This is a genomic window from Paraburkholderia sp. HC6.4b, assembly GCF_014200875.1.
GTDB classification, from domain to species: Bacteria; Pseudomonadota; Gammaproteobacteria; order Burkholderiales; family Burkholderiaceae; genus Paraburkholderia; species Paraburkholderia tuberum.
This window is the reverse complement of the sequence record NZ_JACHDC010000004.1, coordinates 81,727-101,256: the sequence shown is the minus strand read 5'-3', so window position 1 is coordinate 101,256 and position 19,530 is coordinate 81,727. Positions and strand designations below refer to the sequence as shown.

The window sequence follows — 19,530 nt, the reverse complement described above, 5'->3', positions numbered from 1 at the left end:
CACATCTTCTCCCCCTCGCACGGTCAGTGGCTTAGCTGCAAGTGAAACTGCTTGCCGAGTTCACGTCTCCGCTGGTATAGCGGGCCACCTTCGGATACGCGCAGAGCGGACGCGTGCGGCCGGCACCCCAGCTAGTCGGCACCTCGCTATTCGGTATCGCGTTGGTCGTGTCGCGAGCCGTTGCGATGACCCGGTTCGGCGCTTGCCCTTGCTCGACCCATGCCACCATAGGCGTCAGCATGTCGAACTGATCGGCCGTCGGACCGCCGCTGCAGTGGTTCATCCCTGCTACCGTGAAGAGCCGGGCGAAATTGCTCGCGTCACCACCACTAGCCGTGGACAAGCGCTGATACCAGTCGGTCGTATCGTTCGACGAGAACACTGGATCGCTCGTCCCGTGATAGACGATCAACTTCGCGCCCCGGCTCCTCAGACCGCTCAAATCAGTCTCGTTCAACGGGGTCATGAATGACCACGAAGACTCGGAATAGACACCGCTCGTTGCGAAGATCTTCGGCGCGTCACTGTCCATGTTGAAGTTCAGAGCGTAGGCGCCGATGGAGCTGAGCAGCGAAGCGCTCTGCGGCGGCGACGTAAATACGAAGGCCGCCGCGGCCGGGTCAAGGCTGATCGAATTGCCTTGCTTCCACGCGGCCCAGCCTGATCCGTTGACACCCACGTCATACGGAAAGCTCGCATAGAGCGCAGTGCCAGCGCTATTTTTCGCCCCAGAAAAAATATTTCCAACGGCTTGCTTTTGAGCCGCCGTAAGACAGGTGCCGTCGCGCCCATTGCTCGAACATGTCGGTACGTCCGTGGCCAGGTCGAAGTTCGCCTGGCACGCTTTGATGTCTTGCACCATCCCGTCCGCTACACCATCCAGCGAATCGCACTTCGCGATGATCTTCGACGCGATGAGCTGCCTTTCAGCAGTCGTCAAGCCGGTGGTGATATCGGCAATTCCGGACGACGTTTTGGCGGTCGCGACGGTAGCTAGCTGTTGTGCGCTCCACATCTGCCCGATCGCCGCCTTTGGCAAATGGAAGCCGGGGTCGCCGGCAATGATGCCGTCGTAATCCGCGAAAGACCTGGCTGCCGCCACCATCGCATGACGGCCGCCGTTCGAGCAACCTTCGAAGTAGCTGCGGTCGGGGCCCTTGCCATAGGCCAACTTGATCACCTGCCTGGCCATTGGCGTGAGCGTAGCAACGGCGTTATAGCCATAATCGAGGCGCGCCTGAGGATCGAGACCAAACAGCGGGTTTTGCGACCCGGAATGACCTGCATCCGAACTGATCACGGCGAAGCCCATGTTTAGAGCGTTGTTCAGCGGGCCCCCGCCACTGAGCACCCCCGTCGCCGGTGTCACACTACCGTCGAGACCACCGTTGGCCTGATAGAAAAAGCGACCATTCCACGCGATGGGTAGCCGCATTTCAAAACCAATCGCATAAGTTTGGCCGTCAACGGCGCTCGTGCGTTGATTCATTTTCCCTTCGATCACGCAATGTTCGGGCACGGACTTTCCTGCCACCGTGAGCGTTCCGGCCGGCACGTCGGTAACGGACGTGAACGTCGTGGCCGCAAACGTCAGCCTGGCGGCGAGCGCGCTGCAGTTTCCTGACAGCGTCGCGGGTTGTGCTGCGGAAAGCCGAGGCAATTGTGTCGCACTGGTGGAGAGCGAGTCGGAACCGCCGCCGCAGGCCGCCAGCATCGCGGACACTGCCGATACGCACATAGCAATTGAAGTTCGTTTCATTCTCGCCCCCTATCAGAACATGTGTTTAATGCCGACCATCACGCCCGTTTGACCCATGCCCGCGCCTGGCGTGGTCCCACCGCCGCCACCGCTGACCGAATAGCGCGCCTTCGCGCTGTTCGCCAGATACGCAGCCTGCGCATAGACCGACGAACGCTTGCTCAGAAGATAGGTGGTGCGTAACGTTCCCATCGTGGCGCGGGTATCGTGGTCGCTATTGATGATCCGAAACACTTCGCCATCGAGGAGGAACGCAGGCGTGACCATGTACGAAGCGCCCAGGAAGAACAGATCCGAACGGATATTCGGTACTGTCGGCGACTGGGTCACTACGCGGCGTCCAATCCAACCTGCGCCGATCTTCGCGCCTGCGTACTGCGCATAGGCGCTCAGTTGCGTACGGGCGTCCTTGTCCGCGGCGTTGATGAGAGGTGTCGGCGCAATTCCGTCGAAGAAGTTGGCGGCTGCGGTCGCGCCGCCGCGTTGCTCCTCGTACGACGCAGCCGCGCCGAAATATTGAGAGTCGTACTTGAGCATTGCGGACCAGTCGCGGCATTCCGTGGCGTGGCCTGGAACCGAGCCGGTACAGGTTCCTTGTCCCGGCGAGTTGCCGGTACCCGCAGCGTCCCGTCCGAATGAATAGCCCGCGCCCAGCGTAAAGCCCTTGTACGAGCCAAGATAGGTGATGGAGTTGTCGGCGCGTGCGTTGGGCACATAGGCATCCAGGGAGCCCATGCCGTAAATGTCCGGACCGATGATGTCGGCGCCCTGAACCGCAAGATAGGTCATCGTGTACTGACGGCCGAACGCGAGCGTTCCGTACGGGCTTTTCATGCCGACGAATGCCTGGCGTCCAAACAGCCTCCCGCCCTGTCCAGAACTGCCGTCGCGCACGTTAAAGCCGCTTTCGAGCGTGAAGACAGCGCTGTAGCCGCCGCCTAGATCTTCGTTGCCGCGCAGCCCCCAGCGTGATGGGAACTCTCCGGTAACGGATGGCATGCGAAAGACGCTGTCGCCCTTCGCGTTCGCGTGCGAGACATACTCGATCCCCGTGTCCACGATGCCATACAACGTGACGCTCGATTGCGCAAAGGCTCCAGTGCTCAGCGCGCATAGCGCACCGAACATGAGAACGTGAGTCGACTTCAATTGCATGGTGATGTCTCCAGACCAGTTGTATGTTTTTTTGTTGAACTGCGATTGAGGGATCTTCGGTTTCAGGCGATTGCAGCGATGAGCGTGACGGGGATGCTGGCGCCGATCACCGTTGATGCAATATCAGGCAAGCTGATATAAAGAACAAAATAAAGCGCGTCCTGGAAGACGCGCCTGTCCGTCGCTATAGTTCCGTATTTGATATCAGGTATCCTGACAACGCAAGCATGAAATGTTCGGTAGATACCCTATGCAGCGGGATGGATGCGAGCCGAGCATTGATTGGTGACGGCCGCCCTTCCGACGAGCAGCGCAAACTGTACGAGCTCGCCTACGCGCAGGTCCACTTCAATATGGACGCTCGCCGGCTCGCTGGTGTCGCCCACGCTGGCGCTGCGCATGCGGCGGGGCGAAGCTTGCCCGCAGGCCATCCTGCGTATCGAGCGCGATGTGCTCGAGCGTCATGCACAGCGTCATTTCGGCGACGCGGCGGGTGGGGCAATCGAATTCGAGCCAGAATTCGCACTGACGTCGGCACAGGGGTGTGCCTGATGCAGTTGCTGCCGATGCTCGCGGAAATCATGAGTACGGAGGCGCATCCGCTGCGCTATCCACTCGCATTTGAGCAGTTCGAGTCGACACTCCTGAACGCGCTTATCTACGGTCAACCGAACAGCGTAGGAAGCGGCATGACGCGCGAGCGCAGACCGCTTGCGCCGTTTTATGTACGACGGGTGGAGGAATACATCCGTGCGCATTTGCAGGAGCCGCTAACGATCGAGCGGCTCTCGCTGACGGAGTGTGGGCTGACGATGCATCCTGAAAAGTCAAAGATCGTGTAGTGCAAGGACAGAAGTCGCACCCAAACCTACCCGAATGTGACCTTTTGGAGTTGACCCGCTTTCGTGGACACCTATCCTTTGGAACAGGAGGTGTCCATCATGGGTAAACGCCTACTTCGTAAAATACTTTTTCTGAAAATGAAATAATCAGAATTTATCGGCGCAAAATTGTTAATTGCCTGTACGCCTTGAAGGGCAATCTCATGCAGGCACGGACGAAAGGGGCCGTCATCGTTAGCGCACGTAAACGTCCGTATCTTGACGGGGGATTATTCATCCGACAGCGACAACTGGCAACGGTGACCGTGGATTCCGGGCTTTCATGTATGCGCTGAACACGTAGGCCGAGGTCAATGGGCGCGTTCGACATTCAGTCCGCGCACCTGCTCAACACTCCACACAACCACAATCACCAGAAAGATCGGGCAGTAGCCCCACTGGGTCCGGATGCCACAACAGTCCAAAGTACTATGCGGCGGGCCTCTCCCGAGATAGGCGATGCACATCGCGCATCCTTCACGCGGATTCCGGCTTTTAAATCAGTTTTCGATATTCTGGATATCAAACAATTGATGTCTCGTCCGGCGAGTGGGTATTCGCGGTCGATGGAGCGTGGCTCGCCAGAGCGGTCCGTCACGAAGACCAATACACTGACAAGGTTATATATACAGGTCTAGAATGAAATTGGCGTTGGGCCGTTCGCGAAATACTTCTCCCGAAACGGAAAGCGATTCGCGACGTGGCCAGGAATCCCCACACAGGACAGTGTCGCTCACTCCAAACGTGCGGTTTTCGTTTCGATGTAATCTGGACCAAAAGGGTCCTGATTAAAACGGGAGATGTTCCGATGTTGCGCATGAGCAAACTTGCCGATTACGGCACGGTGATCATGACTGCGATGGCGCGCGATCCCGATGCCGTCCACAGCGCAAGCAGTATTGCGGCGGCGACCGGGGTCGCGGGGCCTACGGTGTCAAAGGTGCTGAAAGTGCTGACGCGCGGTGGTGTCGTCGAGTCGCTGCGCGGCACAAACGGCGGCTACCTGCTGCCGCGGCCGCCTGCGCGGATCACGCTGGCGGAGGTGATCGCCGTCGTCGACGGCCCGATCGGGATGACCGAATGCAGCACTACGCCAGGCCTGTGTATCCAGGAGGCGGCGTGCGCGGTGCGCGCCAACTGGCAGAAGGTCAATCGCCTGATTTACGAAGCGTTGCAGCAGGTCACGCTGGCGGACATGGCGGGCCCCACCTTGCGCGCGGTCGATATCAGCGCGATCCGCGCGCGTAGTATCCCCAACCATCGCGCGGGCGCGACGCCCGCGCCAAGTCGATTGACGGAGGCCACGCATGAGCGCATCCACAACCGGTTTCGATGAACTGATCAGCCGCGAATACCAGCACGGTTTCGTGACTGATCTGCAGGCCGATGCGCTTCCGCGCGGGCTGAGCGAGGATGTGGTCCGGCTCATTTCGGTGAAGAAAGACGAGCCGGCGTTCATGCTCGAATGGCGACTCGCGGCCTATCGCCACTGGCTCACGATGACCGAGCCGCATTGGGCGACGGTCGAACACCCGGCGATCGATTACCAGAACATAATCTATTATTCCGCGCCGATGACGCAGAAGAATCGTCCGAAGAGTCTCGATGAAGTCGATCCGGAACTGCTGCGTACCTACGAAAAGCTGGGTGTGCCGCTGAGGGAGCGCGAACTGCTGGCGGGCGTAGCGGTGGATGCGGTATTCGACAGCGTGTCGGTAGCAACTACGTTCCGCGAAAAGCTGGCGGAACTCGGCATTGTGTTCTGTTCATTCTCGGATGCCATACAGCATCATCCCGAACTGGTGCGCAAGTATCTCGGCTCGGTCGTGCCGCACACCGATAATTTCTTCGCCGCGCTTAATTCCGCCGTGTTCAGCGATGGCTCGTTCTGCTACATCCCGCCGGGCGTGCGCTGCCCGATGGAACTGTCGACCTACTTTCGTATCAACGCCCAGAACACCGGGCAGTTCGAGCGCACGCTGATCGTCGCGGACAAAGGCGCGTACGTGAGTTATCTGGAAGGCTGCACCGCGCCGATGCGCGACGAAAACCAGCTGCATGCCGCTGTGGTCGAGCTGGTCGCGCTGGAAGGGGCGCAGATCCGCTATTCGACCGTGCAGAACTGGTATCCGGGCGATGCGTCGGGCAAGGGCGGCATCTACAACTTCGTGACCAAACGTGGCGACTGCCGCGAGGCCAATTCGAAGATTTCATGGACTCAGGTGGAAACCGGTTCGGCGATTACGTGGAAGTATCCGAGCGTGATCCTGCAGGGCGATAACTCGGTCGGTGAATTCTATTCGGTGGCACTGACCAACCACTATCAACAGGCCGATACCGGGACGAAGATGGTTCACCTCGGCCGCAATACGCGCAGCACGATTCTGTCGAAAGGCATTTCGGCGGGCCGCGGAAAGAACGCGTATCGCGGCCTCGTGAAGGTCGGCCGTGCGGCGGAAGGCGCGCGCAACTACACGCAGTGCGATTCGCTTTTGCTCGGAAACCGTTGCAGCGCTCACACATTCCCCTACATCGAGGTCAAGAACCCGACGGCGAAGGTCGAACACGAAGCATCGACATCACGCATCGGCGAAGACCAGTTGTTCTATTGCCGGCAGCGTGGGTTGTCGCCGGAAGATGCGGTGTCGATGATCGTGAACGGCTTCTGCAAGGAGGTCTTCAAGGAGCTGCCGATGGAGTTTGCAGTCGAGGCACAAAAGCTGCTCGGCGTCAGCCTGGAAGGCGCCGTGGGATAACCCACAGCGATTCGCGAGGGATTCGGACCATGCTTGAAATCAGCAATCTGCAGGTCGAAGTCGACGGCAAGAAAATTCTGCGTGGCATCGATCTGGATGTACGGGCCGGCGAGGTGCACGCGATCATGGGTCCGAACGGCTCGGGCAAGAGCACGCTTGCCCAGGTGCTGGCCGGGCGCGAGGACTTTGCTGTCACGGGCGGCGAGGTCTCGTATCTCGGCCGCGACCTGCTGGCGCTCGCACCCGAGGAGCGCGCACACCAAGGACTGTTTCTCGCGTTCCAGTATCCCGTCGAGATACCCGGCGTGAGCAACGTTTATCTGCTGAAGGCGGCGCTGAATGCGCAGCGGCGGTATCGTGGCGAGCCGGAGTTCGATGCGATGGAGTTTCTGCAACGGGTCAAGGAGAGGATGACGCTGATGCGGATGGACGAGAGTCTGCTGTATCGCGCCGTGAACGAAGGGTTTTCCGGCGGAGAGAAGAAACGCAACGAGATTCTGCAGATGGTCGTGCTGGAGCCCCGGCTCGCCATTCTCGACGAAACGGATTCCGGACTCGACATCGACGCATTGCAGATTGTCGCGCAGGGCGTCAACAGCATGCGCAGTCCAGAACGGGCGATCGTGCTCGTGACGCACTATCAGCGGCTATTGGACTACGTCGTGCCGGATCGCGTGCATGTGCTGGCGAATGGCCGGATCGTGAAGTCGGGGTCCCGTGAACTGGCGCTGGAGCTGGAGCGTAAAGGCTATGGTTGGATCGACGATGAAGCGGTGCAACCAGAAAATACAGCAAGCCAGGAAAGTGCGGGGCATCCATGAAAAACGAATCTCTCGACTATTTCCATCAGTTTGGGCAACTCGCGAAGACGTTGCCCGGCGTTGAGTTTCCATGGCTGCGTGCCGCGCGCCGAAGCGCGTTCGATCAGTTCGAAGCGCTGGGTTTGCCGACCACGCGGCACGAGGACTGGAAATACACGAACGTGTCGGCGATTGGCAAGCGTCCCTGGCATTTCAAGGCACAACGCACGGACGATAGCGACGTGCGGCACGTCATCGATGAACTCAAGCTGGACCCTGCCGCGCATCGACTGGTCTTTGTCAACGGTCGGCATGTGCCGCGGCCGTCGAAACTGAATGGTTTGCCACACGGGGTATTTGTGGGCTCGCTCACCCGGGCGTTGAGAGAAATGCCACAACAACTGGAATCGGCATTCGCCTCGCAGGCGTATTCAGATGGCTTTGCCGCGCTAAATACGGCGTTTATGACGGATGGGTTTGCCATCGTGCTGCCGCCTGGCGAGGTCATCGATCAACCGCTGCAGATCCTGTTCCTGACCGACGAAGCGGGTCTTGCGGTGCAGCCGTTCAATGTCGTGCTTGCAGGAGCACGCTCGGGCTGCACGATCGTCGAGCATTTTGTAGGGCTGAGCGGCGACGCGTACTGGACCAATGCGGTTACCCGCATCGTCGCAGACGAGCAGGCGGACGTGCAGCACTACCGGTTGCAGCAAGAGGGCCCGAAGGCTTTTCATATCGCGTCGGTCGCCGCTGCGCAGCAACGGGGCAGCTGTTTTACCTCACATGCGTTCGCGTTCGGCGCCGCGTTGTCGCGCACTGGTATCGGCACAAGCCTGAACGCCGCGAACGCGCAAGCGACGTTGAACGGTCTCTATTTTGTCGGGGGCCGGCAGCACGTCGATCACCACACGCGCATCGATCACACAGAGCCGCATGGCACGAGTCGCGAACATTACCGCGGGGTGCTCGACGGCGCGGCGCGCGGCGTGTTCAACGGGCGCGTCATCGTGCATCGCGATGCACAGCAAACGGACACGCATCAGGCGAATCACAACCTGCTGCTGTCACGCGATGCGGAAATCGACACGAAGCCGCAACTCGAGATCTACGCCGACGACGTGAAATGCACACACGGCGCGACGGTCGGTCAACTGGACGACAACCAGCTGTTCTATTTACGTGCACGAGGTGTCGAAGAGCGCATGGCACGGGCGCTACTGACATACGCATTTGCGCGCGACATTGTCGAAGGTGTGCGCATCGATTCGCTGCGTGGCCGGCTCGAAAACCTGCTGTTCGCGCGCACCCCGGAAGGCGAGCGCATCAGGGAGTTGCTATGAAGCCGATCGAACAGATGCAGACGCCCGATCCGCGCAATGTCGAGCACTGGCGAGCCGATTTTCCGATTCTGGGCGAGCGCGTGCATGGCCGTCCATTGGTCTATCTCGACAATGGCGCCACGACGCAAAAGCCTGCCTCGGTCATCTACGCGGAAAACGCTTACTACCGGCATAGCAACGCCAATGTGCACCGCGGCGTGCATCTGCTGTCTCAGCGCGCGACCGATTCATTCGAGGCCGCACGCGCGAAGATTGCACGCTTCATCAATGCGCAGCGTCCGGAGGAGATCGTGTTCGTGCGTGGCACGACCGAAGCGATCAATCTCGTCGCCCAGGGCTATGCTCGCCCGCAGATCAAGCCCGGCGACGAAATCCTGATTAGCGCGATGGAGCACCATTCGAACATTGTGCCGTGGCAGCTCGTCTGCGAGCAGATGGGCGCGGCGCTGAAAGTCGTGCCGATCGACGATACGGGCGCACTCGATGCCGGCGCGTACGAGCGCTTGTTAAGCGAACGTACGCGGCTGGTCGCGATGACGCACTTGGCCAACGCGCTCGGCAGCATCAATCCGGTGGAGCGCATCGTTGCAGCGGCACACGCGCGGGGCGTGCCGGTGCTGCTGGATGGTGCACAGGCAATCACGCATCTGCCGGTCGACGTCCGCGCGATAGATTGCGATTTCTACGCGTTGTCGGGGCATAAGGTGTACGGACCGACTGGCATTGGCGTGCTATACGCCAAGGCCGCACTGCTTGAAGCGATGCCGCCATGGCAGGGCGGCGGCGACATGATCCGATCGGTAACGTTCGAGAAAACGGAATACAACGCGATTCCGTGGAAGTTCGAAGCGGGTACGCCGAACATTGCCGGCGCGATTGCGCTGGGCGCGGCGCTCGACTATGTCGACAGCATCGGCATGGAAGTCATCGCCGCGCACGAGAACGAACTGCTCGCCTATGCGACGGCCGCCCTGCGGGTGATACCGGGCTTGCGTTTTATCGGTAGCGCACGCGACAAGGCAGGCATTCTGTCGTTCGTGCTCGACGGCGTGCATGCTCATGATGTCGGCACGATTCTCGATCATCACGGCATCGCGGTGCGTGCGGGCCATCATTGCGCGATGCCGGTGATGCAGCGCTTCGGCGTACCGGCGACCGTGCGCGCGTCGCTCGCCCTCTACAACACGCACGAGGATATCGACGCGCTGATCGAAGGTCTCGGAAAGGTCAGGGAGATATTCGGAAAATGAGCGATCTGCGCGATCTGTATCAGGAAGTCATCTTCGACCACTACCGGCGGCCGCGTAACTGTCATGGACTGTCCGGCGCCAATCACACGGCTGAGGGCTATAACCCGCTGTGCGGCGACCGAATTACGCTTTATCTGCGAATCGAGGACGGCATCGTCAAAGAAGCGAGTTTCGAAGGCGCGGGCTGTGCAATTGCGACAGCATCAGCGTCGCTGATGACCGAGGCGCTGAAAGGCAAAACGGAAGCAGAGGCCGAAGCGCTGTTCGGGCGCTTTCACGACATGGTGACAACGCCCGCTGCAGGGCAGGCGACAGCCGCGCCGGAGATGGGCAAGCTGGCGGTGCTGTCCGGTGTACGTGAATTTCCCGAGCGTGTGAAGTGCGCGACGCTGGCCTGGCATACGCTCCACGCCGCGCTGCACGACGAAGATCGCCCCGTTTCGACAGAGTGAGGCAGACGATGAGCACATTCGACTGGCTGAAGCGCGCTGAGGCCGCACAACCCGGCAGTGGCACGACAACAGAAGGTCTTGAAGAACGCGTGATCGATGCACTTCGCACCGTGTTCGACCCGGAGATTCCGGTCAACATCTACGATCTGGGGCTTGTTTATGGTCTTGACGTGGACGAAGCCGAAGGCCGCGTTGGGATCCGCATGACGCTGACCGCGCCCGGCTGCCCGGTCGCGCAGACCTTCCCGGCGACGGTGGAGGATGCGGTGTTCTCGGCGAGCGGAGTGAACGACGTGCACGTTGAACTGGTGTGGGATCCGCCGTGGTCGAGAGACCGGATGTCGGATGCGGCGCGCCTGCAATTGGGGATGCTTTGACATGTCAGACTGGGTCGACGTCGCTGCGATCGGGGATTTTCCGGCCGGGTCTGTTCGCAGCGTCGAGGTCGACGGCGCGCAGGTTGCTGTGTTCAACGTCGACGGCACCTGTTATGCAATCGAGGATGTCTGCCCGCACGACGGCGGCATCCTGACTGGCGGTGTGGTCGAAGGCGACGTGGTCGTCTGTCCGCGCCACGGTGCACGATTTTGCATCAGGACCGGAAAGGTGCTGGCGCCGCCGGCATATGAGGATGTGGTGGCGTTTCCGGTGCGGATCGAGGCGGGCGTCGTTCAGGTGCGTGACGAGCGGTGGGATTGAGGTGCGCTGTCGACCGGCTCTCGTTCTCAGTAAGCGGCTCCGCTGGGCCGTTCGTCCATTCGCGCGCGTGTGAGGCGGCATAGCCATCCAGTGAGATGGTCTTCGGCGGCTTGCCCTGATGTTTGAGAGCTTTCCTGAAAAAGGCTTTGGCCGCCTTCACGTCGCGCTTTGCACGTAGCATGAAGTCAACTGTCTGGCCGGCCCGATTCACCGCCCGGCGGAGCTACACCCACCTGCCGCGGATCTTCAGCTACGTTTCATCGACACGCCACGACGGCTCTCTATTCGTTCAGCAGGACACTCTAACCGATTCGCTTGCGCCGTTTGCACCATGTATGGACGACTCCCTGGGGTTACGACTCCGCAGAATCGTCGTGCTGTAATGGTCACCGCCCTGTCATTATCCGGAGGATTTTCTGCACGATGCGCTCATGCTGCTCCAGCGCCTCATCAAGCGTACTTGCTCCGTAGCTCCTGTTGTCTTGCGCCTGCATTCCGGCGACGCGCGTCACGAACAGCAAAGCCTCCCCGGTTTTCGGTTTGGACACACCACGGAAGCGGGTCGTGACCGTTACACCGTAGTCGTCCAGCAGTGTGCGGCGGAAGATCAGTTCGTTTTCCGTCATCCAGCGCGACCACGCGCCGTGGTCGAACACCTCGACAGGCCTGTTCTTCGCATCGAGAACATAGATGCGCTCCGAGTTGGACGGGACCGGTGGCGTCTTCATATTTCAATGCAAAGGCGTGAGAAGGAAGTCGGTCGCCTCCCGCCACCAGGTTTCGTCGACGTGGCCAATCCAGTCGTTATGGTCAGCCGCCTTCACCACCATGAGTTTTCTCGGTGCGGACAGCGAGTTGTAAAGCGCCTCGCCGTAGCGCGTAGGGACGATGCTGTCGCGTTCCGCAACCACGACGAGAATCGGGCGGTCGAACGACGCCAGATGGGTCACGCTGTCGTATTGGTCGCGCAGCAGCCACTTCACGGGCAGCCACGGATAGTGGTAAGCGGCGACGTGCTCGAGCCGATCCCATGGCGTGATGAGCATCATGCCTGCGATCTTGTCGCGTTCACGCGAGCCGGCCGCAGCGACCACGCCGGCCCCAAGCGATTCGCCGATGAGCAGCAGCGGCGCTCCATAGAGGCGATGTGCGAGCGCGATGGTTTGTTGAGCATCGTCGACCAGACTCGCTTCGCCTAATGCACCGGTGCGCGGCCCGTAGCCTGGATATTCGGCGAGAATCACGCGCAGCCCGAGCCGGGTGAGCGCTGCCGCATAGAACGAGCGGTGGCCGGCATGCCCCGCATTGCCATGGAAGACGATGACCGTGGCGCGCGCGGACCCGGCCGGCTCCGCCACGAGGCCCCGGTACGCCTCAGGTGTCGGCCAGGCGCGCAGTCCGCCGGAGGAGGTGACCTCCTCGATTGCGGCCTTCTGAGGGAAGTAGAGAAAACGATCCTGCAAGATGGCGACTCCGGCTAACACGATCATGTACGCGACGGCGAGGCCGACCATCATTCGGGTGAATTTCATCGTCTTGCGCTCGACCCACCGAACTTTTCGATAGCACACACCCAGTTTAGCGCGCGGTCGCCACCGCTCATATTCAGGCGTGTCGTCAGGATGTGGGCGTCTAAGTTATGGTACGGAGAGTATTTCCCTGCCTTGTATCCTCGATATTTTCCGAGCGACGCGACCAGGCGCGGGGTTGGTCCGTACGAAGCAGCCCAGAACAGACTGAAATCGAGCGCGATGGCGTCGGCGAATGTCAGCTCTCTGTCCATCAACGAGTCTTACCGACCCGTCCAGACCTTTCACAGTCCGGTCGCCGACGGCCTCAAAGGTATGCCGTCAAAGGTGCGGCAAATCGTCAATGCATTTTTCGACATGATCGCCAGGGACATCCGTGTCGATCCCGGCGGTTCCGTCGGTGTGAGAGACAGACACAATTTTTGGCCCGAGATACCGTGTGCCACCAAGCGTAAAAAGGGACCAAACAACATCTCCCCGACGGATCGCGGCGACGACTTCGACCACCTCCACAATCGCCGGGGGGGACAGCCATTCACGCGTCGCCGGATCGACGGGAGCCCAACGCACATGGGTAAACCTGTCGTTCGTCGGGTTGATGCGAACGGCGTCGATAGCAAAAGTTGTCACATCTACCTCCATCATCCTGACAAAGGGATGTGTGCATTATGCGCCGCTTCTTTTGCCGGGGATCAGCAGGATCGGTCGTGAGGGCCGTTGTCAGCCCTTGCTGCACGTATCGCTCTCGCCTGACGCGTGCCCCCGAACTGGATGTCTGGTGCGTGCGGCGAATACTCCGGGACAGCCCGGACCTGGATAGTGAAGCCTAAGCGGAGTTCTCGTCGCACCACTGAATCGCCCAACGCTGCGCCGCCTCAATGGCATCCGCGTCGGAGGGGTAATCGCCGAGGTCGCCCGAATACTTTACCTCGACGGCATCGCCACTCGCCGAGGCGCGCCGGTAGATCTTTGCGCGAGCGTAATAGCGGCCGCCTTCATCAAGAGGTGACGCGTCGATGTGGAATTGTTGGTAGTCGAAATGCATGGCTGTCTCCAAACGATTGCCCTAATCGTCGTCGCGTTGGACGAGGTGGACCTCGTTGTCACCGCCAAGGTCGCTCTGTCAGTGTATTCGCAGGCCAAACTCAACGCTGTGGCAAGACGACTGAACGAGCGTCCAAGAAAGACACTGGACTACGAGACGCCCGCCGAACGATTCCAGCAAACTATTGCATCCACCGGTTGAATCCGCCGGGCGGACCCGCCGTCTGAATGTCTGCGCGACGGAACGGACGAATGACGCTTGATGGCCGGCAGTACGCGTTCACACCAACCACGGGAAAGCTGCCGTTGAGAATTCCAACGTCACCTCTGTAAAACGTTCATCGAACTGGTGCTATCGGCCATGACCGGTCACTCGACATTGGGGGCTGAATCGTCGACAAAGTATGTCCGGCGTGAGGCGAGAGTCCGCCGTCTAAGGACGGATCACCGTCATCCTGTATGGGCCGCCGTTCGCAGCTGCGTGAGCCACCGCGTCGTTAGCGTCATCAAGGGGGAAGGTTGTGACGTCAAAGTGGCCGAGATCCAGCAGCCCGGCACGGATCAAGCCCGTCATGCGCGTCACTGCTGCGGGCGGATACATCCATTTGCCGCGTATCGTGATGTCGTTGCGCATGATCCACGCATAAGGCAGGTCAAGCCCTTCGCCGCCGAGCATGCCGACGCCACCCATCAGCACGACTCGTCCATAAGCGCGGACGGTCGTGACCGCCGCGCGCACCGTGGTCGTGCTAACCGACGGCGGCATCAGATCAATCACGCAATCGATCGGACAGGGCGCCGCCAGCCGCATCCGTTCGCGGTCCTCTTCTTCACGACCCGAAAGCGTCACGGTCCGGATGCGCTCGCCGAAGCGGCGTTCCAGATCCGCGAGGGCCTGTTCGTTGCGTCCCGGCGCGACCACGCAGCGCGCGCCCATCGCGAGGGCGACGGCGACGCACGCGCTGCCGAAGTTGCCTGTCGCGCCGCTCACGAGCAACGTCTCACCTGCCTGCAAACCAGCTGCGAGCAGTCCGCCGTAGGGCACCAGCATGACATTGAGCGCACACCACCGGGCGACATCGGCCGGATCGATCTCCCCGATGCGAACGGCGTTTTCCGTCGGCACTCGCACCTGTTCGGCGAAGGGGCCATCGTGAAAATGCCGTTGCAGACGTTTGCCGCCGTCCCCGCGCGCGCTCCAGCCCTGTAGTGCGATGTCGGGGATCAGGGCGTCGTCGCGCGAGCGCACGGTCGGATCGCAGAACACCCAGTCACCCGGCTTCAGGTGCGTGGCGTCCGGGCCAATAGCACGCACGCGACCAATCGCGCCGCAGCCGGGAACCATCGGCAGGTCAATTGGGTATCGGCGTTCGCCGCTGAAGACTTCGTTCGCGTAGGGCAGCACGGGGGCGGCGGCGACATCGACAATGACCTCGCCTGTGCCGATCAAGGGGGCCGGCATGTGTTCGATCTCGAGTGGCATGCCGAGCGTCTTCAGAATCGCAGCTTTCATTGTCGGTCTCCGGTCAGGGTAATTGGACGAGACCATTCTGGCAGGCGTAGCATTCGTAACAAGGCCTAGCACTATCCTAGGACTTCAGCGTGCCTCCCAAGGCGAAAACGACAATCATGACGACATCGAGTCGAAACGAATTTGGCGATTTCCTGCGCTCACGCAGGGAAAAACTGAGTCCGGACGCGGTCGGACTCAACGACGATCGGCGCCGCCGCACACCGGGCCTGCGACGGGAGGAAGTGGCGGAACTGGCGGGCATCGGCGTGGACTGGTATGTGCGGCTCGAGCAGGGCCGAACCGTCAGGCCGTCCGATACCACCCTCGACGCGCTCGCTCGCGCCCTGCGCCTCGGCAAGGTCGAAACAGCACATTTGCGGGCGCTCGCGGGCAACGGCGATCGGGTCGCGTTCACGCGCGAGAGCGTCACTCCGGCGATCGAACGTCTGGTCGCGCGCCTTGATGTGCCGGCGTACGTAACCGGCAGGCGCTGGGACATCCTGACGTGGAACACCGCCGCTGCGGACCTCCTGGGCTTCGACCGTTTCGCCGAAGCGGACCGCAACATCCTGGTCTTCATGTTTATCGAGCCGGAATCGCGGCGGCTCTTCGGGGTCACCTGGTCCGATGAAGCCCGTCGAATGATTGCGCTCTTTCGCGCGACCCACGATCTCCATGCCGACGATCCGGCGTTTATCGAACTGGTCGAGCGCGTGCGTGCCCGTAGCCGGGAGTTCGCGCGGTGGTGGGACGCGCATGACATCCGCAGCAGCGTGGCCGGCCAGAAAGTGCTCGCGCACCCGCAGCGAGGCACGCAGCGCTACGAATACACGACGTTTCAGGCGAACGATGACCCTGCACTAAAGTTGGCGATCTACACGCCTGTCTGAGCGGTCGTGTGGCGGGAAGCTTGGTGCATTCCGGGGATGGCTCAGCGAGATGCGTCCGCCTTGCTCCTTCCTGTGACGCCACTGCGCCTGGCGCCAGGCAAGCCCATGGGCGAATGCGAATTTGTTGCCAGGTCGTCGCGATATCTGAAAGCTGGTCGCGTACCAGCTAAACAGTTCCGCACATAGCTTGGACGACCGTTATGGAGAAAGGGGACCGGCCCTTGTGGGTCGACATGAGCCAAAGCGTATCGGGCAGGAGACGGCCCGAACCGGTCATTCAGCATGAGGAAATACCCTGTCGTAGGGCGTCCGGTCCAGGTCGGATAACTGCCGTTCGGGAATGACCGGAAAACTTGCTAGAGAGGTTGGCAGGCCAGACGGCCATGAGAGAATTCTTTCTTGCTCTTGCTCTTGTCCTCATCGCCTCATGAAGATTCTCGAATACACAGGCCTCGACACCTCACGCGTCAAGGCCAGCTACGACAAGGTGTCCGCGGCCATCGCCCGCCACGACTTCCGTGCTGCCCAAGTCAAGAAGCTCGCCAATCTGAGCCACGGCAAGTTCTACCGGGCGAAGCTGGATGACGCCGACCGGCTGTTGTTCTCGCTGGTGCGCCACGGGGATGAAGTCTGCGCACTGATGCTGGAAGTGATCGCCAATCACGCCTACGATAAGTCACGTTTCCTGCGCGGCGCGGCGATTGACGAGAGCAAAATTCCAGACATCAGCGCTGATGACGCCATCAGGGAGGCGCAAGCTCTACGCTACCTTCATCCCGAGCGTACCGGCATTCACCTGCTCGACAAACCGATCTCGTTTGATGACACGCAGGAGACCATTTACCGACAGCCACCTCCCCTGGTTGTCGTCGGCAGCGCTGGCAGCGGCAAGACCGCACTGACGCTTGAAAAGCTCAAGCATGCCGAAGGTGAGGTCCTCTACGTCACTCACTCCGCCTTCCTGGCGCAGAGCGCCCGCGACCTTTATTACGCCAACGGTTTCGAGCATGGCGCTCAGGATGCCGTATTTCTGTCCTACCGGGAGTTTGTCGAGTCGATCCGCGTTCCGGCAGGACGCGAGGCTAGCTGGCGCGACTTTGCGGGCTGGTACTCGCGTATACGGCAGAACTTCAAGGATGTCGATGCCCACCAGGCTTTCGAGGAGATTCGCGGCGTGATTGCCGCCGGGTCGGGCGGTGTCCTGTCGCGCGACGAGTATCAAGCACTGGGGGTGCGTCAATCGATCTTTCCCGTAGAACGGCGCGACCAACTCTACAATCTGTTTGAGAAGTATCGCGCCTGGCTGGCCGAGGCAAAGCTCTACGACCTGAATCTGGTCGCCCAGGACTGGCAAGCGCTGGCTGCGCCGCGCTACGACTTCGTGGTTATTGACGAGGTGCAGGACATCACCACCGTGCAACTCGCGCTCGTGCTGAAAACCATGAAGAAGCCTGGCCATTTCATGCTCTGCGGGGATTCCAACCAGATTGTCCATCCCAATTTTTTTTCCTGGAGCCAAGTCAAGAGCCTGTTCTGGAAGGATCCGAAACTGGCCGAGCGGCAGGAATTACGCGTGCTAATGGCCAACTTTCGCAACGGGCTGGAGGCCACTCGCGTCGCCAATCAGTTGCTCAAGATCAAGCAGCGGCGCTTCGGCTCCATCGACCGGGAGAGCAACTTCCTGGTCCAGGCCGTCGGCGGCGAAACCGGCCAGGTTACGCTGATACCCGACAAGGACGCCACCAAGCGGGAACTGGACCAGAAGATTCGCCAATCCGCGCAGTTCGCCGTCCTGGTAATGCGCGATGAGGACAAGGCCGACGCCCGCAAGCACTTTGCCACGCCGCTGTTGTTCTCGATCCACGAAGCCAAGGGTCTCGAATACGAGAACATCGTGCTCTACCGTTTCATCTCGGATCACCGGGGCGAGTTCAACGACATTGTCGAGGGCATCGCCAAGACCGATCTGGCGGTCGAGACACTGGATTACAAACGCGCTAAAGACAAGAGTGACAAGTCGCTCGAAGTCTATAAATTCTTCGTCAATGCCCTGTATGTAGCGCTGACGCGCGCCATCAAGAACATCTACATGATCGAGTCGGACACAGGGCATGATCTGTTCGGGTTGCTGGATCTGATCGTCGGCCAGACCAGGATCGAGGCCAGGCAATCCACGCTCGAAGACTGGCAGAAGGAAGCACGCAAACTTGAACTGCAGGGCAAGCAGGAGCAGGCGGAGGCCATCCGCCGCACCATCTTGAAGCAGGTCCCGGTGCCGTGGCCGGTGTTCGATGAGGCCAAGGTCAGGGAACTGCTGATCAAGGTCTTCCGCGAGCAGTCTCCGGGCAACAAGGGCAAGCAGCAACTCTTTGACTATGCCACCTGCTTCGATGAACCGCAGCTCGCCGAGTGGCTGGCAGTCGAGGCGAAATTCGAGCAGGCACGAACCTTTGATCAGCAGCGCGCGGTGTTCGCCCGCAAGAGCTACGTCCCTTTCTTCGCCAACCGCTTCAAGGACATCCTCAGGCAGTGTGACCAGCATGGCGTCGATCATCGTCTGCCAATGAACCAGACGCCGCTGATGGCCGCAGCGGCTGCAGGAAATGTGGCGCTGGTGGAAGCCCTGCTGGAGCGCGGTGCCGACCGCGATGCCGTCGATCACTATGGTCACAATGCCCTGCACTGGGCTTTGCGTCAGGCATTTGGCGATGCAAAGTTCGCTGCTGGCCCGCTGGCGGCAATCTATGAATGCCTGGCTCCGCCCTGCATTGATGTCAGAGCGGGCGATCGCTTGGTCCGCATCGACCGGCATCTGTCTGAATACTTTCTGTTCCAGACCCTGTGGGTATTGTTCAAAGCACGATTCAGCAAGATACGAGGCAATACAGACAGCGCGTTCCAGACCCAAATCATCCTCGATGCCTGGCAACACTTACCCGCTAACATCGCGCGGCCAGAGCGCAATAAGCGCCAGCATCTTTCTGGCGTGCTGGCGAGGAACGAAATCGACAGAGACTATGCCTACAATAGATCCCTGTTCCTGCGCGTATCCACCGGGCGGTACCAGTTCAATCCCAAACTCGCTGTGCGTCGCCGCCAGGGCGAAGAAGAAAACTGGGTCCCGATCTACACCGCACTCAACCTCCCGTTGATTAGCGAGTTTGCCTACAACGACGGCTGGATCAGCACCTGGGACAATATCGACAAGCTTGTGGTCCTTGCTGGACTGCCTGAACGAACCACACCCATCGCGGCTGAACGCTTCGCCGAACGGCAAGCGGCCAAAATCAGGGAGCTGGACGAACGCAGAGCCAATCAACTTGCTGCCAAAGCACGCATTCGTGCAGCCGCCGAAGCCACCCAGAGCAGAGCGCCACGATGGGGAACAAAGGAAGCTAAACGGCTTGAAATCGAACGTGTGAAACAAGAAATCGAAAGACGAAAGAAGGGTTGACTTGCCGA

At 60.4% G+C, this 19,530-nt stretch carries 18 protein-coding genes and 2 pseudogenes; 12 read left to right on the top strand and 8 right to left on the bottom strand.

The window, feature by feature from the left end:
• Nucleotides 1-31: 31 nt before the first annotated feature.
• Together HDG34_RS07140 and HDG34_RS07135 are read right to left on the bottom strand one after the other, a co-directional pair.
• On the bottom strand, nt 32-1,759 hold the full coding sequence (locus HDG34_RS07140; protein WP_184058738.1) for a tannase/feruloyl esterase family alpha/beta hydrolase: 1,728 nt from the start codon (nt 1,757-1,759) through the stop codon (nt 32-34).
• A 12-nt stretch (nt 1,760-1,771) separates the two neighbouring features.
• Entirely contained in the window at nt 1,772-2,914 is a 1,143-nt protein-coding gene (locus HDG34_RS07135; RefSeq protein WP_184058736.1) for a porin, read from the bottom strand.
• A 369-nt stretch (nt 2,915-3,283) separates the two neighbouring features.
• On the opposite strand from HDG34_RS07135, the pseudogene HDG34_RS39810 reads away from it, so the two are divergent.
• The 9 genes and pseudogenes from HDG34_RS39810 to nirD form a co-directional block, all read left to right on the top strand.
• A pseudogene (locus HDG34_RS39810) lies at nt 3,284-3,705 on the top strand (AraC family transcriptional regulator); the annotation flags it as partial.
• Nucleotides 3,706-4,645: 940 nt separating this feature from the next.
• On the top strand, nt 4,646-5,131 hold the full coding sequence (locus HDG34_RS07125) for an SUF system Fe-S cluster assembly regulator (RefSeq protein ID WP_409259259.1): 486 nt from the start codon (nt 4,646-4,648) through the stop codon (nt 5,129-5,131).
• Nucleotides 5,103-6,551, top strand: a complete 1,449-nt coding sequence (gene sufB / locus HDG34_RS07120) for a Fe-S cluster assembly protein SufB (protein ID WP_184058734.1) — start codon at nt 5,103-5,105, stop codon at nt 6,549-6,551. The genes HDG34_RS07125 and sufB overlap by 29 nt, the downstream gene beginning before the upstream one ends.
• 29 nt (nt 6,552-6,580) lie before the next feature.
• Entirely contained in the window at nt 6,581-7,372 is a 792-nt protein-coding gene (gene sufC, locus HDG34_RS07115) for a Fe-S cluster assembly ATPase SufC (protein WP_184058733.1), read from the top strand.
• A complete protein-coding gene (sufD, locus tag HDG34_RS07110) occupies nt 7,369-8,691 on the top strand; it encodes a Fe-S cluster assembly protein SufD (protein WP_184058731.1) in 1,323 nt (440 codons plus the stop codon). Before sufC ends, sufD begins: the two co-directional genes overlap by 4 nt.
• Complete coding sequence (locus HDG34_RS07105; protein ID WP_311734859.1) at nt 8,688-9,941, top strand: cysteine desulfurase; 1,254 nt, start codon at nt 8,688-8,690, stop codon at nt 9,939-9,941. Before sufD ends, HDG34_RS07105 begins: the two co-directional genes overlap by 4 nt.
• On the top strand, nt 9,938-10,393 hold the full coding sequence (sufU, locus tag HDG34_RS07100; RefSeq protein ID WP_184058729.1) for a Fe-S cluster assembly sulfur transfer protein SufU: 456 nt from the start codon (nt 9,938-9,940) through the stop codon (nt 10,391-10,393). Before HDG34_RS07105 ends, sufU begins: the two co-directional genes overlap by 4 nt.
• A gap of 8 nt (nt 10,394-10,401) precedes the next feature.
• Entirely contained in the window at nt 10,402-10,770 is a 369-nt protein-coding gene (locus HDG34_RS07095) for an SUF system Fe-S cluster assembly protein (protein WP_090811480.1), read from the top strand.
• 1 nt (nt 10,771) lies between these two features.
• Nucleotides 10,772-11,092: a nitrite reductase small subunit NirD gene (gene nirD, locus HDG34_RS07090; protein ID WP_090811477.1), complete on the top strand. Its 321-nt coding sequence runs from the start codon at nt 10,772-10,774 to the stop codon at nt 11,090-11,092.
• On the opposite strand, the gene HDG34_RS40100 is transcribed toward nirD, so the two are convergent.
• The 5 genes from HDG34_RS40100 to HDG34_RS07065 form a co-directional block, all read right to left on the bottom strand.
• Nucleotides 10,986-11,303, bottom strand: a complete 318-nt coding sequence (locus HDG34_RS40100) for a DDE-type integrase/transposase/recombinase (RefSeq protein ID WP_409259258.1) — start codon at nt 11,301-11,303, stop codon at nt 10,986-10,988. The two genes, nirD and HDG34_RS40100, sit on opposite strands and share 107 nt — an antisense overlap.
• 175 nt (nt 11,304-11,478) lie before the next feature.
• A complete protein-coding gene (locus HDG34_RS07080; RefSeq protein ID WP_184058727.1) occupies nt 11,479-11,820 on the bottom strand; it encodes a hypothetical protein in 342 nt (113 codons plus the stop codon).
• 3 nt (nt 11,821-11,823) lie between these two features.
• Entirely contained in the window at nt 11,824-12,624 is an 801-nt protein-coding gene (locus tag HDG34_RS07075; RefSeq protein WP_184058725.1) for an alpha/beta hydrolase, read from the bottom strand.
• 318 nt (nt 12,625-12,942) lie between these two features.
• On the bottom strand, nt 12,943-13,251 hold the full coding sequence (locus HDG34_RS07070; RefSeq protein ID WP_184058723.1) for a hypothetical protein: 309 nt from the start codon (nt 13,249-13,251) through the stop codon (nt 12,943-12,945).
• A gap of 196 nt (nt 13,252-13,447) precedes the next feature.
• Nucleotides 13,448-13,666, bottom strand: coding sequence for a hypothetical protein (locus HDG34_RS07065; RefSeq protein ID WP_090811471.1), 219 nt, complete (start codon nt 13,664-13,666; stop codon nt 13,448-13,450).
• A gap of 75 nt (nt 13,667-13,741) precedes the next feature.
• Between HDG34_RS07065 and HDG34_RS07060 the strand changes: the two are divergent.
• Nucleotides 13,742-13,867: pseudogene (locus tag HDG34_RS07060) on the top strand (IS30 family transposase); the annotation flags it as partial.
• 231 nt (nt 13,868-14,098) lie between these two features.
• Here the strand turns inward: HDG34_RS07060 and HDG34_RS07055 are convergent.
• Complete coding sequence (locus tag HDG34_RS07055; protein ID WP_184059214.1) at nt 14,099-15,178, bottom strand: zinc-binding alcohol dehydrogenase family protein; 1,080 nt, start codon at nt 15,176-15,178, stop codon at nt 14,099-14,101.
• 116 nt (nt 15,179-15,294) lie between these two features.
• Between HDG34_RS07055 and HDG34_RS07050 the strand changes: the two genes are divergently transcribed.
• Both HDG34_RS07050 and HDG34_RS07045 read left to right on the top strand, forming a co-directional pair.
• Complete coding sequence (locus HDG34_RS07050; RefSeq protein ID WP_184058721.1) at nt 15,295-16,068, top strand: helix-turn-helix transcriptional regulator; 774 nt, start codon at nt 15,295-15,297, stop codon at nt 16,066-16,068.
• A 427-nt stretch (nt 16,069-16,495) separates the two neighbouring features.
• Nucleotides 16,496-19,522 (top strand): ankyrin repeat domain-containing protein, encoded by a 3,027-nt coding sequence (locus HDG34_RS07045; RefSeq protein WP_184058719.1) that lies wholly within the window; start codon nt 16,496-16,498, stop codon nt 19,520-19,522.
• The last annotated feature ends 8 nt before the right edge of the window (nt 19,523-19,530 follow it).

Coding starts and splice junctions, on each gene's coding strand:
- HDG34_RS07140 (WP_184058738.1), bottom strand. CDS start 1,759: ATGAAACGAACTTCAATTGCTATGTGCGTATCGGCAGTGTCCGCGATG.
- HDG34_RS07135 (WP_184058736.1), bottom strand. CDS start 2,914: ATGCAATTGAAGTCGACTCACGTTCTCATGTTCGGTGCGCTATGCGCG.
- HDG34_RS07125 (WP_409259259.1), top strand. CDS start 4,646: ATGACTGCGATGGCGCGCGATCCCGATGCCGTCCACAGCGCAAGCAGT.
- sufB (WP_184058734.1), top strand. CDS start 5,103: ATGAGCGCATCCACAACCGGTTTCGATGAACTGATCAGCCGCGAATAC.
- sufC (WP_184058733.1), top strand. CDS start 6,581: ATGCTTGAAATCAGCAATCTGCAGGTCGAAGTCGACGGCAAGAAAATT.
- sufD (WP_184058731.1), top strand. CDS start 7,369: ATGAAAAACGAATCTCTCGACTATTTCCATCAGTTTGGGCAACTCGCG.
- HDG34_RS07105 (WP_311734859.1), top strand. CDS start 8,688: ATGAAGCCGATCGAACAGATGCAGACGCCCGATCCGCGCAATGTCGAG.
- sufU (WP_184058729.1), top strand. CDS start 9,938: ATGAGCGATCTGCGCGATCTGTATCAGGAAGTCATCTTCGACCACTAC.
- HDG34_RS07095 (WP_090811480.1), top strand. CDS start 10,402: ATGAGCACATTCGACTGGCTGAAGCGCGCTGAGGCCGCACAACCCGGC.
- nirD (WP_090811477.1), top strand. CDS start 10,772: ATGTCAGACTGGGTCGACGTCGCTGCGATCGGGGATTTTCCGGCCGGG.
- HDG34_RS07080 (WP_184058727.1), bottom strand. CDS start 11,820: ATGAAGACGCCACCGGTCCCGTCCAACTCGGAGCGCATCTATGTTCTC.
- HDG34_RS07075 (WP_184058725.1), bottom strand. CDS start 12,624: ATGAAATTCACCCGAATGATGGTCGGCCTCGCCGTCGCGTACATGATC.
- HDG34_RS07065 (WP_090811471.1), bottom strand. CDS start 13,666: ATGCATTTCGACTACCAACAATTCCACATCGACGCGTCACCTCTTGAT.
- HDG34_RS07055 (WP_184059214.1), bottom strand. CDS start 15,178: ATGAAAGCTGCGATTCTGAAGACGCTCGGCATGCCACTCGAGATCGAA.
- HDG34_RS07050 (WP_184058721.1), top strand. CDS start 15,295: ATGACGACATCGAGTCGAAACGAATTTGGCGATTTCCTGCGCTCACGC.
- HDG34_RS07045 (WP_184058719.1), top strand. CDS start 16,496: ATGAAGATTCTCGAATACACAGGCCTCGACACCTCACGCGTCAAGGCC.